General features: G+C 69.5%; 13 protein-coding genes. 7 read left to right on the top strand and 6 right to left on the bottom strand.

The window, feature by feature from the left end:
• Positions 1-19: 19 nt before the first annotated feature.
• The gene (locus BMY97_RS49185) at positions 20-4681 is read right to left on the bottom strand and encodes an RHS repeat-associated core domain-containing protein (RefSeq protein ID WP_143086295.1); all 4662 of its coding nucleotides are present in this window, start codon (positions 4679-4681) and stop codon (positions 20-22) included.
• A 213-nt stretch (positions 4682-4894) separates the two neighbouring features.
• Positions 4895-5530: a dihydrofolate reductase family protein gene (locus tag BMY97_RS25660; RefSeq protein ID WP_091620848.1), complete on the bottom strand. Its 636-nt coding sequence runs from the start codon at positions 5528-5530 to the stop codon at positions 4895-4897.
• 374 nt (positions 5531-5904) lie between these two features.
• On the opposite strand from BMY97_RS25660, the gene BMY97_RS48595 reads away from it, so the two are divergent.
• Both BMY97_RS48595 and BMY97_RS48600 read left to right on the top strand, forming a co-directional pair.
• Positions 5905-6225: a LysR family transcriptional regulator gene (locus BMY97_RS48595; protein WP_245787489.1), complete on the top strand. Its 321-nt coding sequence runs from the start codon at positions 5905-5907 to the stop codon at positions 6223-6225.
• Positions 6226-6232: 7 nt separating this feature from the next.
• Positions 6233-6634, top strand: coding sequence for a LysR substrate-binding domain-containing protein (locus tag BMY97_RS48600; RefSeq protein ID WP_245787490.1), 402 nt, complete (start codon positions 6233-6235; stop codon positions 6632-6634).
• 132 nt (positions 6635-6766) lie between these two features.
• Here the strand turns inward: BMY97_RS48600 and BMY97_RS25670 are convergent, their stop codons facing one another.
• The 3 genes from BMY97_RS25670 to BMY97_RS25680 are packed head-to-tail and all read right to left on the bottom strand — an operon-like array spanning position 6767 to position 9274.
• Positions 6767-7639: a hypothetical protein gene (locus tag BMY97_RS25670; RefSeq protein WP_091620850.1), complete on the bottom strand. Its 873-nt coding sequence runs from the start codon at positions 7637-7639 to the stop codon at positions 6767-6769.
• The gene (locus tag BMY97_RS25675; RefSeq protein ID WP_091620853.1) at positions 7636-8976 is read right to left on the bottom strand and encodes a hypothetical protein; all 1341 of its coding nucleotides are present in this window, start codon (positions 8974-8976) and stop codon (positions 7636-7638) included. Before BMY97_RS25675 ends, BMY97_RS25670 begins: the two co-directional genes overlap by 4 nt.
• Complete coding sequence (locus BMY97_RS25680; protein WP_091620856.1) at positions 8969-9274, bottom strand: DUF6403 family protein; 306 nt, start codon at positions 9272-9274, stop codon at positions 8969-8971. The genes BMY97_RS25675 and BMY97_RS25680 overlap by 8 nt, the downstream gene beginning before the upstream one ends.
• Before the next feature lie 667 nt (positions 9275-9941).
• Between BMY97_RS25680 and BMY97_RS25685 the strand changes: the two genes are divergently transcribed.
• From BMY97_RS25685 to BMY97_RS25700, 5 genes are all read left to right on the top strand, one after another.
• Positions 9942-10136, top strand: coding sequence for a ferredoxin (locus tag BMY97_RS25685; RefSeq protein ID WP_091620859.1), 195 nt, complete (start codon positions 9942-9944; stop codon positions 10134-10136).
• Positions 10133-11005 (top strand): NAD(P)-dependent oxidoreductase, encoded by an 873-nt coding sequence (locus tag BMY97_RS25690; protein ID WP_218156873.1) that lies wholly within the window; start codon positions 10133-10135, stop codon positions 11003-11005. The genes BMY97_RS25685 and BMY97_RS25690 overlap by 4 nt, the downstream gene beginning before the upstream one ends.
• Positions 11002-11373, top strand: coding sequence for a carboxymuconolactone decarboxylase family protein (locus BMY97_RS47830; RefSeq protein WP_245787491.1), 372 nt, complete (start codon positions 11002-11004; stop codon positions 11371-11373). The genes BMY97_RS25690 and BMY97_RS47830 overlap by 4 nt, the downstream gene beginning before the upstream one ends.
• Positions 11370-12596, top strand: a complete 1227-nt coding sequence (locus tag BMY97_RS25695; protein WP_218156874.1) for a cytochrome P450 — start codon at positions 11370-11372, stop codon at positions 12594-12596. Before BMY97_RS47830 ends, BMY97_RS25695 begins: the two co-directional genes overlap by 4 nt.
• A gap of 72 nt (positions 12597-12668) precedes the next feature.
• Positions 12669-13367 (top strand): TetR/AcrR family transcriptional regulator, encoded by a 699-nt coding sequence (locus tag BMY97_RS25700; RefSeq protein ID WP_091620862.1) that lies wholly within the window; start codon positions 12669-12671, stop codon positions 13365-13367.
• Positions 13368-13392: 25 nt separating this feature from the next.
• Here the strand turns inward: BMY97_RS25700 and BMY97_RS25705 are convergent, their stop codons facing one another.
• Positions 13393-15654: an ATP-binding protein gene (locus BMY97_RS25705; protein WP_177231544.1), complete on the bottom strand. Its 2262-nt coding sequence runs from the start codon at positions 15652-15654 to the stop codon at positions 13393-13395.
• Between the last annotated feature and the right edge of the window lie 75 nt (positions 15655-15729).

The raw sequence follows: 15729 nt of genomic DNA on the forward strand, positions 1-15729 counted from the left end.
ATGACTCGGCTGTCGACGCCTATTCGCGGCGGCCCCGCCGAGGCGGTCCCGATGGTTCCGGCTTCGGTGTCTTGTCCGGGTTGTAGTCGCGGATGCGGTCCGGATACGCGGTCACGACGCTGTTGCCGTCCTTGACGACGATCTTCATGTGGTCCAGGTCTTTCTGCTCCCGTACCCAGGCGCCGTTCTCGTCCTTCTTGTAGACCACGTCGCCGTACCACTGCTGCGTGTCCTTGTCCCAGGTTTCCCGCTTGACCGTGCCGTCCGGATTCCGTTCCGGGACCCGTTCGTCGATGTAGCCGATCTTCTTGTCCATCGGGATGGTGTAGGCCGTGGTCCCGCCGCTCTGGTGGTCGACGGTGGTCCCGCTGTCGTTCCTCTTGGCCCACGCGTTGTCGACGGTCTTCGAGATCTTCTCGTCCGACCAGGGGTTCCCGCCCTTCGTCCCGAAGACGCCGTGGTCGCTCTTGTTCCCCTGGTAGTTGTCCTCGTGGAGCTTGACGTGGTCGAAGCGGTTGCGCTCGCCGCGTTTCCCGTTCTTCTCCATCTGGTCGTACCGCAGGCCGCCCTGGGAGTTCTTGGCCTTGTCCTTGCCGCCTTTGCCGCCCTTGTCCGGCGTCAGCGGGCCCTTCTTGCAGTTCCCCTTGAGCCCGAACGGATCGCTCCAGGTCAGGGGGTTGGGCACGTAGGCGTGGGTGTTCAGGCCCCCGGCCAGCCCCATCGGGTCGGCGCAGAGGTAACGGGCGGTCTGCGGGTCGTAGTACCGGTGGCGGTTGTAGTGCAGACCGGTCTCGGCGTCGAAGTACTGCCCGGGGAACCGCAGGGGCGTCGATGGCCCAGCCGCCGTCGTGCGCGGCGTCCCCCACAGGGTTTCATCGCGGTGCCAAGCGATCCGCCCGGTCTCGTCGACGAGTTCGGCCGGCGTTCCGACGAAGTCCGTGACAATCGAGTAGAAGCGTTCGTCGAGGCACCGGCCCTCGGCGTACACGCGGTCGGTCTGCGCGACCGGGATCTCCTGTTGCGGGTTCCATTCCCAGGTCGTGCCGCGCGTCTCGCCCGTGGTCGTGGTCTCGTCCTGCTCCGCGAGCGCGTCGCCGTCCCAGACGAAGCGGGTCTCGGCGACGACCACGTCGCCGCTCAGCTGCTGCTTCGCCACGCGACGGCCCAACGCGTCGTAGCGGTAACGCCACCGCTGTCCGTCCGGCGTCGTGACGCCGACGAGCCGGTCCTCACCGTTCCAGGAGTAGGTCCAGCCGGCCCGGCTCACCAGCCGGCCCTGCGCGTCGTGCCGCTCGGCCGCCGGCGCCGCGATGACCACCGCGGCGGACCGGTCGTAGGCGTAGCGCTCGGTCCCGCCCGGTCCGCGCACGTCCACGACCCGGCCGCCCCGATCGAGCGTGAACTCGCGCCGGCCGAGGAGCTGGTCCTCGACCCCGGAGAACACGTTGTCCGGCCGCCAGTCGTAAACGCGCCGCTGCGCCACCGAACCGGAGGCGGTGGTCACGCTCTGGGCGCGCAGCCGGTGCCGCGGGTCCCATTCCTGGGTCAGCTCGGCGGCGCCGAGGCCACGCCAGACCTCCCGGCCGGCCGCGTCGTGCCGGAACGCGATCGAGTGCCTGCCGGTCACCAGCTTGGCCGGAGCGTCGCTACCGTCGTAGTCCCAACGGCTTTCCGCGCCCGAGGGCGTGCGGCGGAAGACCCGGCGGTCGGCGAGGTCGTAGCCGGAAGTGACCGTCCGGCCGTTGCAGGTCTCGGCGACGACGCGGCCGAGCTCGTCGTGGACGAAGGTGACATCGGCGTCCCGGTTGACGGCGCGGACCATGCGGCCGGCCCGGTCGTAGGCGTAGCTGCTGACGTCGTCGGCCGTCCGCTTCTCGATGACGGCGCCGCGCAAGTCGTAGGCGTACGTGGTGACCTCGCCGATCGCGTTGGTGCGGGCGATGAGCTGGCCCGCCGCGTCGTAGGCGTAGGTGAGGACCCGGCCGTCGAAGTCCTGCTCGCGAACCTTGCGCCCCTCCGCGTCGTATTCGAACCGCCAGGTGCGGCCGTCGCCGTTGGTGGCGGCGGTCACCCGCAGCTCGGTGTCGTGCTCGGTCCGCAGCCGGGTGCCGTCCGGGGCGATCCGGGTGACCGGCAGGTCGAAAGCGCCGAAGTCGGAACGCGTGACCTCGCCCCGTTCGTCGTACTCCTCCAGCACATTGCCCTCGGCGTCGTAGACCCGGCGCTGCGTGGACCCGTCGGGGGCGGTGCGCTGCCAGCCGCCGCCCTCGACGGTCCAGGCGTAACGCGTGGTGCCGCCGATCGGATCGGTCTCCTCGGCGACCCGGCCCAGCGCGTCGAAGGTCCGCCGCCAGGTCACGCCGCGCGGATCGGTGACCTCGACGGGCCGGCCGAACCGATCGGACGCGACCGTCGTGCGGTTGCCCACCTCGTCGACGAACTCGCGCAGGCTCCCGTCCTCGCCGTAGCTGTAACGGGTGGTCGAGCCGAGTGGGCCGACACTGGCCGAGAGGCGGCCGTTCTCGTCGTACTCCCGGCGCCAGACCGCCCCGTCCGGCTCCACAATGGACAGGACCCGGTGGTCCTCGTACTCGAACAGGCGCCGCGCGCCGTCCGGGAACGTGTACGCGAGAAGATCGCCGTGCTCGTCGAACTCCCACCGCGTCGTGCGGCCCAGTTCGTCGGTGTGCCCGATCACGCGGTCGTAGCGGTCCCATTCGAAGTGGCTGACGCCGCCGAGCGGGCCGACCTCCTTGACCAGCTGGAAGTCCTCGTTGAGGTGGTATTCGGTGGTGTTGCCCAGCGAGTCGGTCGCGGTGTTCACCCGCGCTTCGCGGTCGTAGGCGAAGGTGTAGGCGAGGTGCCCGTCGGCGCCCGCGCCCCGGACGCAACGGCTCAGCTCGTCATAGGTGAATTCGTAGGACCGGCCGTTGCGGTCGGTCCACCGGACGACCCGGCCGAGCCCGTCGTAGTCGTAGCGGAGGGCCTCGCCGGAGGAGTTGACCACCTCGGTGAGCCGCCGGTCGCGGTCGTAGCCGTAGCGGACCAGCTCGGTGCGGTCGGTCTCGTCGGCGCCGAGCAGAGTGAACGCGATGACCAGGTCCCCGGCCGTCTCGACCTCGATGCGGGTGCCGCCGGAGTGGCGGATTTCCCGCAGGTTTCCCTCGGTGTCGTGGACGAAGTGGATCCGCTGGCCGTCGTTGTCGAAGATCGCGGTCAACGGCAGCCGTCCCGCGCCGTCCGGGGCGAAGTACAGCATCCGCTGGAGATCGGGCTGCTCGACGACGTACCCGTCACCGGGTGTGCGCTTCAGCGGCCAGTACGGCCCTTCGACCGGCAACACGGTGCCGTCGGCCAGCGGGTAGGCGAGCAGGGTGCCGTCCTCGGCCGCGAAGCCGATCTCGCCGTCCTCGACCTCCAGCCGCTGGTCCACTGTGGACGCCCAGGTCGGGCCGAACCCGATCCCCGTGCGATAGGTCGAAAAGTGCGTGCGCCGCAACACCAGCGGCAGCGAGGCGTCGATCGCGACGTCGGTTTCGAGGATCATCATCCGCCCGGTCGTCATGTCGATCGGGTCGCCGCTGCCGGGGCGGCAGTAGGGCGGGGAGGAGTTCTCCTTGGGCTTGGTGTTGTCATCCTTGATGGAACGCGAATTCGAGCCCTCGCCGCCCGGCTTGTCACCGCCGGCTCCGGACGTATTCGTGTTGTCCCCCTTGGGCTGGGGTTCGGGCTTGTCCTCCGTCGGCGGGGCTTTCTCGGGCGGATTGTGATCCCCGGACGGCTTCGTCGAATCGTCCTTGGGCGGGGTGTGATCGCCGGACGGGCTGGTCGAGTCGTCCTTCGGCGGGGTGTGGTCACCGGAGGGGGTGGTCGAGTCCCCGCCCTTGCCCCCGGCGGGCTTCTCGGACTTGACGTTGATGTCCTTGGGCTTGTCGACCGCCTTGACCTTGCCGCCCTTGATGCCCTTCAACGCCTTCCCGGCGTCCTCGAACAGGGTCCCGGCCTTCTTCAGCAGCGGCACCAGCGCCTTGATCGCCTTCACCAGCTTCGTGGTCACCTGAGTGATCTTCGACGCGGTTTTCGTCACCGCCGCGATCACCTGCGGCACCACCCAGGTCATGCCGATGCCGAGGGTGAACACCACCTGCAACGCCCACGAGATCAGGTGCCCCAACAGCTCGGCGATCGTGTCGCGCACCAGGGTGCGAACTGCGGCAACGACCTCGCCCGCGGTCTTGACCCCGCTTCCGGCGCCCTCGCAGCCTTTCTGCGCGCTGGCGATCAACGCCGAAGTGTCCGCCGCCTTCTGGCGATACGCGTCCGCCGCCTCGCCCGTCCAGCTCTGCAAATCCTTCTTGACCAGATCCGCCAGCTCCGCCGAGACACTCTCGAGTTCCTTGGCGACGTTCGCCCACGTCTCCGACTGCGCCGCGATCTGGTCCGCGTCCCCGGTCAGCGCGTTCAGCGCCTCCTTCAAGGGGCCCACGTGCTCGATCAACCAGCCCACCCCAGCGGCGAAGATCGCGCCGAACGGGTCCATCACCGCGGTCAAAGCGTCCAGCGCGGTCCCCACCGCACCCATCGCGACCCCGGCCCAGTCCTTGCTCTCGATCGCCGACTTCAGCCCCGTCGCATCCTCCAGCAGGGGAACGCCGGACACCCCCGTCGTCGAATCCTTCACCGGCGCAACCAACGGATTACTCACTGGAACGACTCATCCCCCATACACCAGGCCCACAAGCCCTCAGCCGACGTCTCCCTCGATGGTAAAGAAACCCGACCACTCAACGGGGCGCTCGCACGGATCCCTGCCCGAATTCCTTCGGGATGTGGTTCTTCGGGTCAGCGCCGAACGGCGACGAGGAGATGCCCGGACGCCGCTCGTGCCGGTGATTCAGGAATCGGCACGCGTGAAGGTCACATGGACGACCCCGGTCGGCGAGGAGACCGACTCGATCGCGTATTTCTCCTCGATGCCCTCCAGCCCGTCCCACAGACGCACGCCCCGGCCGAGCAGGATCGGCACCACCACCACGTTCATGTGATCGATCAGACCGGCAGCCAGGAACTCGCGGATCACGGTGGCACCCCCGCCGATGCGCACGTCCAACCCACCGGCGGCCTCCCGCGCGGCCTCGAGCGCCTCAGCCGGCGAAGCGTCGAGGAAGTGGAACGTCGTGCCGCCCTCCATCTCGATCGACGGACGCGTGTGGTGCGTCAGGACGAAAACCGGGGTGTGGAACGGCGGGTTGGAACCCCACGCGCCCTTCCAGCCGGGGTCGTCCTCCCATCCGGGGTGGCCGAACTTTCCGGCCCCCATGATCTCGGCGCCGACACCCGGGCCCCACTCCTGGGCGAAGACGTTGTCGACGCCGCGGCTACCGCCGGTCTGCTGCCATGAGCGGGTCGCGAACATCCACTTGTGCAGCCGGTCCCCCGCATGACCGAAATGAAGCTCCTTGGTCTGCCCCTCGCCGGTGCCGAATCCGTCGAGTGAGATGGAGAAGCTGTGGACGCGTGTGAGTGACATGGATGCTCCTTGGTTTTCTGCAGGTGGGGTTCAGGCCTCGCCGCTGCCGGACGCGAGCGGCTGATCGCGGTCGGGGTGCCCATTGCTGCGCACCGGCCGGCGTCAGCGCTTTGCCTGCTGAAGAAGCCGCGGGCTTGACGTAGCGGATCTCGCATACATTGCCCGTTCGGATGGCGATCCGGCGATGGCCGGACCAACGCCCGCTCGGTGATCTCGTACTGGTCGTCGGTGCCGGCGACCGCGAATCCCACATCGTCGATGAGGCGCTGCAGGTCAGGCGCCATCGGCGTGGTGGTCATGTCTCGAAGGGTGCACGTCTCAAACCCGTCCGTCCAATGTCAATCATCGCGGCGGCTCATAGATATGATCGATGCATGCTGGACGTCACCCGGCTGCGCGTTCTCGACGCCGTTGCGCGGCTCGGCTCGGTCACCGCGGCGGCGAAGGAATTGCACTACACCCAGCCGACCGCGAGCCACCACCTGGCTCGGCTCGAGGCCGAGACCGGTGCGCGACTGCTGCAACGGGCCGGCCGGCGCGTCCGACTCACGCCCGCCGGTCAGCTGCTCGCCGGCCGGGCCGCGGAGATCATCGGCCGGATCGACGCCGCAGGCAACGAACTCGCCGCACACGTCGGGCTGACCACCGGACTCGTGCGGCTAGTACTGCAACGGCAGTTGGTGTGCGTGTGGTAGATCATCGTTGGACGACCCGCTGTATCTGCTGTCCACCCGGCGGGGCGACACGCTGGACAGGCTGCGCGACGCCACCTGGATCGCCGGCTGCGAGCGATGCCGCGGCCACCTGCTGTCGCTGTGCGCGGACGCCGGGTTCGAGCCCAAGATCGGCTACACCTCCGAAGACATGGTCGTGATGCAGGCCCTCGTCGCCGCCGGTCTCGGGGTGACGACCAGCCCCGGGCTGGCCCTGCGTGCCCATCGCATCAAGGGCATCGAGGCAACCGAGCTCCCCGGCGCCGGCCAGCACGTCTACGCCGCGACCTACGGCGATTCGCCAGACCCGCCGGCCACCACCGCACTCCTCACGGCACTCGCCGGAGCCGCGTCAACGGTCAGCGGCAAACCGACCACCCACGGCCAGTAAGCACCCCGGGGCCCAGGGCCGTCACCAATGCCCTTGCCGAGCCACAGGTCAGCGGAGATCAACATGTCAGGGGTGCTGAGGCGTAATGGTGATCTTCTCCGGGCCGTGCGCCCGGCCGGATGGTGCACTGCCTTACTTCCCGGTCAGCTTCCGGCTCCGGGTCAGCAGTTCCTCCACTCGCGTGTGCAACCGGCTGTCGTCCTTGTCCAGCTGTGGCAACAGGTTCGCGTAGTCCGACGCCAGCTGGCGGTACTTACTCGCGAACGAACCGCGGGGTGCGGCGTGGGCGTACCGGCCGTCCAGGTTGATGATTTCCTGTGCCAGCACCGCGGCGGACGAGGACAGGGTGGCTTTCTCGTCGTCGGATTCGACGCGGCGGATGCGGTTCGCCTCGGTGGCCACGGCGGCGCGGCGGGCTCCGAAGTAGAGCGCGGCGGCTCCGGCGATCACCGCGGCCAGTGCGGCGATCGCGATCAGGTACCGCGGCAGTGAGGGGTTGATCGTGCGGGAACCGTCCGGGATGGTGCTGCTCAGGACGAGCTGGTCGTAGTTGACGACGATCGTCTTCACCGCGTTCAGCGGCTGCTTCGAGAATCCGCCGATGCCGTTGGTGATCTTCGATTCCGCGACGAAGGACTTGCCGAAGTTCGCGTCGTACGCGCCGGGGAACCTCGAGCAGGTGTAGTGGTCGAAATCGTCGGTCTTGGGGCTGAGCAGGACGGCGATCGTGTCCGGCGCGGCGTTCGACAGGGTGCGGCAGGCAGCGGCCAGATCGGTGCCGCCGTCCAGGAAGCCGATGACGAGCCGCCGGTTGCCGACGACGCGTTCGGCGGCGGCCAGGTCGACGTGCTGTCCGGGCGCGGCATACACCGGCGACGAGCGCAGCTGGCGGGCGAGCGGGCCGTCGAACACCCCGGCCGACCAGGTCGCCCAGCCGGCGAGCACGAGGCAGGCCAGGGTGACGAGCCCGAAGCCGCTCTTCAGGAAACGGCGTGCGCGGGTCATGCGAGGCTCCCCGGCAGGTAGTGGGCGGGGCGGTAGTCGTCGCGGCCGAGGAGCTCCGCGACAGTGTCCAATTCGGACTGTGCGGAGTCGAGCGACGCACGGATCAGCCGCTCGTCCAGATTCCGGTCGAACGCGTGCCGGGCGGCGGTGAGATCGGTGATGCCGCGGGCGAGAGCGGCGTCGGAGGGGCCGTCGGTCAGCCCGGAAACCTCGACGGCCAGCGCGGTCAGCCCGGCCAGCCGCGCCGGGACGCCGGCCTGGGCGGGTGGGCGGCTCCGGCGCAGCGCCGGACGGATCGAGAACGCGAGGAACCCGACCGCGCACGCGGCGAAAACCCACGGCAGCGCCGGAAGCGTGACGTGGAGCGGGTCGAACGGCACGTACGGCAGCGGATGGTCGAAGATCCCCGCGTACCGAATGTCGGTGACCTCGCTCAGGTACGCGCCCAGCAATCCGTCTTGCGGATAGCTGCGCGGGCTCAGGAAATCGCCGAACTGGCCGTAGAAGCCGGCGGTGGCCACGTCGGTGAACTCCGCTGCCGACGGGCCGTCGTATTCGATCCAGCCGCCGTACATCACGACGATCGGCCGGCCCGGGAATTCCCTGGCCAGCGCCGGACCGTAGTGCACCAGCGGCCGGCCCGCGGGCTGGGTCGGCAGGGCGACGTACAGCGGCTTGCCGGGGAAGGCATTCGTGGTCGCGGGAGGGTCGGCCAGGGTCGATCCCGGGGCGCGATAGCGGCCGGTGGCCCGCAGACTCGCGGTCGCCGTGGCGAGTTCGGCTGCGGTCGGTTCGCGTCGTGGCAGCGGCGGGACATCGGGCGGGGACGGCTGGTGACGCACGGCGGCGATCATCGTCAGCATTTCGTTCGTCACGTCGGCGGTGCCGAACTGACGCTGCCAGACCGACGCGTCGTCGGCCGACGCGGTCCCCATGTCCGCAGACACTTCCAGACCCACGATGGTCACCGAAGCGTCGGACACGTCACTGACTCGCTTGCCGGCGTCCTTGTCGATCCCCGGTGGCGCGACCAGGATCCGGATGTCCGCGTTCCCGATCGCCTTGCGCACCGCGGCTTCGTCCCAGACGGCGACCGCCCCGGGCAGCCGCACCACCGGCGACGCCTGGACCATCGCCTTCATCTGGTCCACTGAGGGAACTGTCGCGCCATTCGTCCCGGAAGTTTCGTTATGGACCGATTTATCCGAAGACGGCGACTGGGCATAACTGACCTGCGCGTTCTGCTGTGCTTGCTGAGTAAGGAAGAGGACCAGCGTCAGCGCCGCGACCGCGAGCAGACCCCAGCGGGCGAAGTGCGGCCAGCGTCTTTCAGCCACGAGCGGCCTCCTGCCACAGCTTGTCCGCGTGGCGAGCCTGTTCGCGCACGGTCTCCGCGGCGCCGGGGCCACCGCCTTCCGCGGCCAGGGCGGTGGCGCGGGCCAGCAACTGCTCGGCTTCCGGATGCTCGCCGGAAGCCGCGTCCCGGCTGATCGCGGCGCGTTCGAGCGCGGTCCGCGCGGCTGCCCAAGCGGTGCGCAGCTGCGCTTTCCGCTCCCGTTGCCGCGGCAACGCCACGACCGCGTACCCGGCCGACACCAGGACGATCGCGGCCGCCACCCAGATCCACCAGCTCATCTTGACGCCCCCTCGCTTCGCGAGGCCTCATTCTGCGTGACGCCCAGCCGACCGGTGGGGCAATTGCCGAATCGTGTCCGTGAGTATGGCGGGCGCCTCGACAACCCGGACCATCGCGACCCGCGGCCGCCGGTCCAGGCCGGAAGCCGAGCCGCACTCGTGCGATCGACCGTGTCATGGGCGGCCACCTGGTCCCGTATCAGTCGATCAGTGACCGTGCGACTTCGTTCCCCGCTTCTGTATTCGCGATCCAGGCGCGACTGCCCAGCTTGGGTTCCCAGGAAAGGCGCTCAAGGTCATCAAGGTCAGTCCATTTTCGAGTAAGAAGTGCAATAGCTCGGTGAAGAATTCCTTCTCCAGGCGACCCTTCACCTCTGCAACCGTTAACCCGCTAATTCTTGGTGATGGTCGAAACCCCGCCCGCTGCGAGAGCATCAAAACTAACTGACACACCCGAAACTCGGGGTCAGTCGATCGAATCGCAGCCATTCGGTGATGACCTCCTGAATTGTCACGCCGAGAGAGGCGGCAATTCCTTCAGCCGCTCCCCACAGTGACGTCGTGTGAGTCATCCCACACTAGACGTGGCTTGTCAGGAGCCCGTGCGGGTCTAGCCTGCCCTTGAGTGAACTTAGTTAGGCTACGTTCCCGCAGGTGGGAGGATCTCATGCACATCACCATTGACGAGGCGAAATGCTGCGGAGCCGGGCAGTGTGTGCTGGCCGCGCCCGGAGTCTTCGACCAGCGCGACGAGGACGGCGTCCTCATCCTGCTCGACGCCGACCCGCCGGAGAGTGCGCACGCGGGGGTGCGCGACGCGGCGGGCAGGTGTCCCGCGGCCGCGATCGGGGTGCGGGAATGAGCAGGACCGGGCCGGCCGCAACAGATCTGGCGTTGCGGGCCGGGGTCGTCGGGCTGGGCATGATCGGGGGTGGGGTGGCCGTCAGTCTCGCCCGTCGGGGGCGGATTCCCGCCGTGTACGACCTTCGTCCGGATGCGGCGGAGGGGCTGGCCGGGGTGCCGGCGCCGGTTGCGTCGCCGGCCGAAGTGGGCCGCGCCAGTGATGTGGTGTTCGTGGCCGTCGTCGACGCTGATCAGGCCAGGGCTGTGCTGTCCGGGCCGGACGGGGTGCTCGCCGGGGCGGGCCGGGGCCTGATCGTGGTGCTGTTGTCGACGGTGGCGGTGCCGGTGGTGCACGAGCTCGCCAAGCTGTGCGCGGAACACGGCGCCGCACTGCTCGATTGTGGTGTCACGCCCGGCGACAAGGCCGCCGAGAACGGTCTCGTCGCGATCGTCGGCGGCGAGGATTCCGTGGTGGAGGCCGCGCGGCCGGTGCTCGCCGACTTCGCGAAACAGATCGTCCATTGTGGACCCCTGGGGGCCGGGATGGCGGCCAAGATCGCCCGTAACGTGATCACCTACGGCACCTGGCGCGCCGTGCACGAGGCCGGCGCGCTGGCCGAAGCCGCCGGGGTGGACCCGCGCAAGCTCATCACCGTCGTCGAGGCGGCGGACCCCGACGGCGCGACGTTGTTCTCCTGGCTGCGGATGCGGCTGGCGGGCCAGGACGAGACGCGCGCGCTGGTTCCGCAGGTACAACGGCTGCAGGACAAGGACCTCGCGGCCGCGCAGGACCTCGCCGGACGCGTCGCGGTGTCGTTGCCGCTGGTCGACGTGGCGCGCGCGAACGGCGCGGAAACACTGGCGATTCCGGCGAAGGAGGACGCGTGAGCAGCGAACTGGGCCGCAAGATGATGGACCAGGTCTACGGCGAGGGCTTCAGCGAAAACCTGCCGGTGGCGGCCACGCCGATGCTCGAGAAGACCGTCGACCACCTCTTCGGCGAGATCTGGAGCCGTCCGGGGCTTTCGGTGCGTGACCGGAGGCTGCTGGTGCTCGGCGCGACCGCCGCGCTCGGCCGCGCCGACCTCATCCGGATCCAGGTCGAAGGCGCGCTCGCCAACGGCGAACTCACTGCCGAGCAGCTGCGAGAAGCGGTGCTGCACCTGCACTACTACGTCGGCTGGGGCAACGGAACCCAGGTGCACAACGGAGTCGAGGCGGCTCTGCTCGCCCACGAAGCGAAGGAGAAGAAGTGACCGTCGAACTGCCCGAGATGCCGATGGCCAGGCAGCAGCTGCTGGACCCGCCGCTGGAGTACACCCGGTTGCGCGAGGACCAGCCGATCGTGCGGATGCGCTTCCCCAGCGGCCGGGTCGGCTGGCTGGCCACCCGGTTCGAGGAGGGCAGCCAGGTGTTCTCCGATCCGCGGATGAGCGCCCGGCGCCCACGGCACGACGTGCCGCCGGAAGAAGGGGACGATCACACCTCCGACGAGTCCGCCGAGGAGATCGACCCGACCTTCGTGTTCATGGACGAGCCCGAGCACAGCGCCTACCGGCGGCTGCTGGCCGGCCGGTTCACCCCGAAGTCGGTGCAGCAGAAGCTGCAGCCCTACCTCGACCGGATCGTCACCGAGCACCTGGACGCCCTCGAGCGGGCCGGCGCGGACGGCACCCCGGTCGACTTCGTCGAGCACCTCGCGCTGCCGATCCCGTGCCTGGTGATCTGCGAACTGCTCGGGGTGCCCTACACCGACCGGGACCGGTTCCACCACGCCACCGAGGTGATGATGGACGTCAGCAAGCCCCGCGCCGAGCGCGGCCGGGGCGCCCGCTGGCTGCAGGACTACATCACCGGCCTGGTCGCGGCGAAGAAGGCCGACCCCGGATCGACCGGCCTGCTCGCCGACCTGATCCGCACCAGCCAGGAAGAGGGCTCGATCCTCACCGACAAGGACCTGGTCAGCATCGGCGTGCTGCTGCTGTTCGCCGGGCACGACACCACGATGGCGATGATCGGGCTGTCCGCGCTGACCCTGCTCACCCACCCCGAGCAGCGGCGGTACCTGCAGGAGAATCCCGGCAAGGCCGGACCGGCGGTCGAGGAGCTCCTGCGCTACCTGACCATCGTCCAGTTCGGACTCGGCCGGACCGCGAAGGAGGACCTGGAGATCGGCGGGCAGCAGATCGCCAAGGGCGACCTCGTGGTCGTCGCGATGCCCGCCGCCAACCGCGACCCGCGGGCGTTCGACCGGCCGGACTCACCCGACTTCGAGCGCGCCATGACCCGGCATCTCGCCTTCGGCTACGGCGTGCACCAGTGCCTCGGCCAGAACGTGGCCCGGGCCGAGCTGAAGACGATCCTGCCCCGGCTGTTCGAGCGGTTCCCGGGCCTGCGCCTGGCCACCCCGCTCGAAGACGTCGAGATGGACACCCACGGCACCAACTACGGGGTCCGCAAGATGCTCGTCACCTGGTAGGCCGCCGCAACGGCCCGGTGCACCGCCGTACCGGGCCGCCCCGACCGTTTATCGTGGAGCGGTGGTGAAAGCATGACGTCAACCGGAACCGGCCGGCCGCGCAGCCGGCGGGGCCAGGGCGATCAGCTCCGGGCTGAGGTGCTCGACGCGGTCAACCGGCTGCTCGACGAATGGGGCAGCGACGAAAAGCTGACCATGCGCGCGGTGGCCAAAGAGGTGGGCGTCGCCGCGCCGAGCATTTACCTGCACTTCGCCGACAAGGCCGAACTCGTCTGGGCGGCGCTGGCCGACAAGTACGAGCAGCTGGCCGACCGGATGCGCGACGCCGACCGCCAGGCCGCCCCGCACGGAGCCCGGGAGCGGCTCCGGGCCCAGGTCCACGCCTACTGCCGGTTCGCCGACGAGAACGCCGGGCACTACCGGCTGATGTACGAGGTCCGCCAGCCGACCGCCGATCCGGCCCGCATCGGGCTCCACCCCTCACGGCTGGTCTCACGGGGACTGCGCCGCGCGCTCGCGCGCTGCGCCGACGAGGGATACCCGCTCACGCTCCCCTTGCATCAAGCGGCGCACACCCTGTGGACCGGGCTCCACGGCCTGGTCTCGGTCCAGCACAGCCTCGCCATCAAGACCTCCGCGACGGTGACCACCGGCCTGGCCGACGGCCTGGTCGACATCCTCGTCAGCACCGATCGCGCGGACGGCCCCGGCTACCCGCCGTCGACCGAAGTCGACCGCCTCATCGCCGAAACGGTCCGCGACGACGACTGAGGCAGCGCGCCCGGCCGGCCGTTGGCTACCCCCGCGCGGCGATCCACGCGGCCACCTGAGCCCGCGACTGGAAGGACAGCTTCGCCAGCACGTGCTCCACGTGCCCTTCCGCGGTGCGCTGGGAGATCACCAGCCGGGTCGCGATCTGCTTGTTCGTCAGCCCGTCCGCGATCAGCTCGGCCACCTGCTTCTCCCGGCGCGTCAGCCGCGGTTCACCGTCCGGCGCCGGCGTGCCCTCGTCGCAGGCGAACGACAGCACGTCCGCCACCGACATCTGCTCGCCCAGCTCGTGGCACTGACCGAACGCCTTGACCCCCAGCGCCGACTGCAGGCGCTCCAGGTACCCGTCGTGGATGTCCAGCAGCTCCACCGAGCCGAACAGCGGGTGCCCGATCGAGGCCCACAACGCCTTGGCCGCGCCGAGAAGCTGGGCCGCCCGCCGGGAAGCGCCCGCCTCGCAAGCGATCCACGCCAGCAGCTCCACACAGGCCGACATGCCGAGCCGGTCGTCGAGCGCGTTCTTGGCCCGCAATGAATCGCCCAGCGCGACCGCCGCCGGTTCGAACCGGGCCAGCGTCCAGTACGCCAGGCCACGCACCCAGTGCGCCCACGACAACGCCCACAGCTCACCGTGTGCCTCGCTCACCGCGCAGCTCTCGTCGCAGAGCTCGAGTGCCCGATCGGCCTTGCCGATCAGGCAGGACACGAACCCGAGCTGCGCCGTCGCGAGCACCGTCAGCGAGTTCACCACCCCGCGGCGGCGATGGGACCGGACCGCCTCCTCCAGCAGCAGTTCGGCCTCTTCCAGGTTGCCTTTGAACTGCTCCGCCGAGCCACGGAACTGCTGGCAGTACGCGCGGGCCGTGGCGTCGTTGAGCTGGGCGGCCAAGGCGAGGCAGTCCGCGAAACAGGCCATCGCCGCCGTGTTGTCCCCTTGGGTCATGGCCACGTATCCGTTGACCCACAACGCTTTGACCCGCTCCGGCGTCGGATCGGCGGAGGCGTCGAGCACCCTGCCGAGCCAGTACCGGCCGTCCTTGAGGTGACCGCAGGCATTCCAGAAGAAGACGAGGGCGCCACCCATGCGCAAACCGGTCGAGGACTCCCCCGGCGTCGCCAGGCAGAAGTCCAGCGCGGCCCAGAAATTGGCCTGCGCGTTCTGCAGCCGCACGCACCAGCGCACCTGGTCCCGGCCGAACCAGCCGTCCTCGCTCCGCTCCGCCAGCTCCAGGTAGTAGTCGCGGTGCCGGCGGCTGAGCGTGACGTCCTCGCCGGCGGCCACGAGCCGTTCGTGGCCGTACGCCTTGATGGTTTCCAGCAAGCGGTACCGGGACTTCTCGTCCGCGCCCTCGCAGAGCACGATCGACTTCTCAACCAGGCCCGACAGGATCTCGAAGACGTCCTCCCGCTCGATCTCGCCGCCGGCGCAGACCTCCTCCGCGTCCGGCAGGGCGAAGGAGCCGGCGAACACCGAAAGCCGCGACCACAGGCTCCGCTCGCTCTCGGAGCACAGGTCGAAGCTCCAGTCCACCGCGGCGCGCAGGGTCTGGTGCCGGGCCGGGCCGCCGCGATTTCCGGTGCTCAGCAAGCGATACCGGTCCTCCAGGCGGGCGACGATCTGCTCCAGCGAGAGCGCCCGGAGGCGGACCGCGGCCAGCTCGATGGCCAGCGGCAGACCGTCGAGCCGCCGGCACAGCTGCGCGGCCATGGGCCGGGAAACCGGCCCGATGCTGAACTCCGGGCGCACCGTCCTGGCCCGCTCCTCCAGCAGCTCCAGCGCCTCGTAGCCGTAGACGTAGCCACCACGGGCCGGAGCCACGTTCGCCAGATCCGGCATCGACATCGGCGGCACCGGCCAGCTGTGCTCGCCGAGCACGCCGAGCGGCTCACGGCTGGTGGCCAGTACGACAACCCCGCCCGCCGAACGCAAGAGGTCACTGACGAGCGCCGCGCACGCCTGCAGCAAATGCTCGCAATTGTCCAGTATCAGCAGCAATTCCCGGTCGGCCAGGTACTCGGCGAGAGCGGATCGGGGCGAGAGCGCGGACTGGTCCGGAACGCCGAGCGCTTCCGCGATCACGTTCGCGACCAAAGCAGGCTCGGACGCCCTGGCCAGGTCGACGAACCACGCGCCGTGCGCGAAGCCCTTGGCCAGTCCCTGCCCGACCCGCCGGGCGAGCCGGGTCTTGCCCACCCCGCCCACGCCGACGAGGGTGACCAGCCTCGTCGAGGAGAGCACGATCTTGAGTTCCGCGATCTCCTTGCGGCGCCCGATGAAACTGGTCAAGTCATTGTCGAGAGTGGTACTTTGTGGACACACAGGCACTCACATCCCTTACCGGCGCACCGTTGCGCGGGCGTG

Origin of the sequence: Amycolatopsis saalfeldensis (assembly GCF_900110575.1) — a bacterium.
Classification (GTDB): Bacteria; Actinomycetota; Actinomycetes; order Mycobacteriales; family Pseudonocardiaceae; genus Amycolatopsis; species Amycolatopsis saalfeldensis.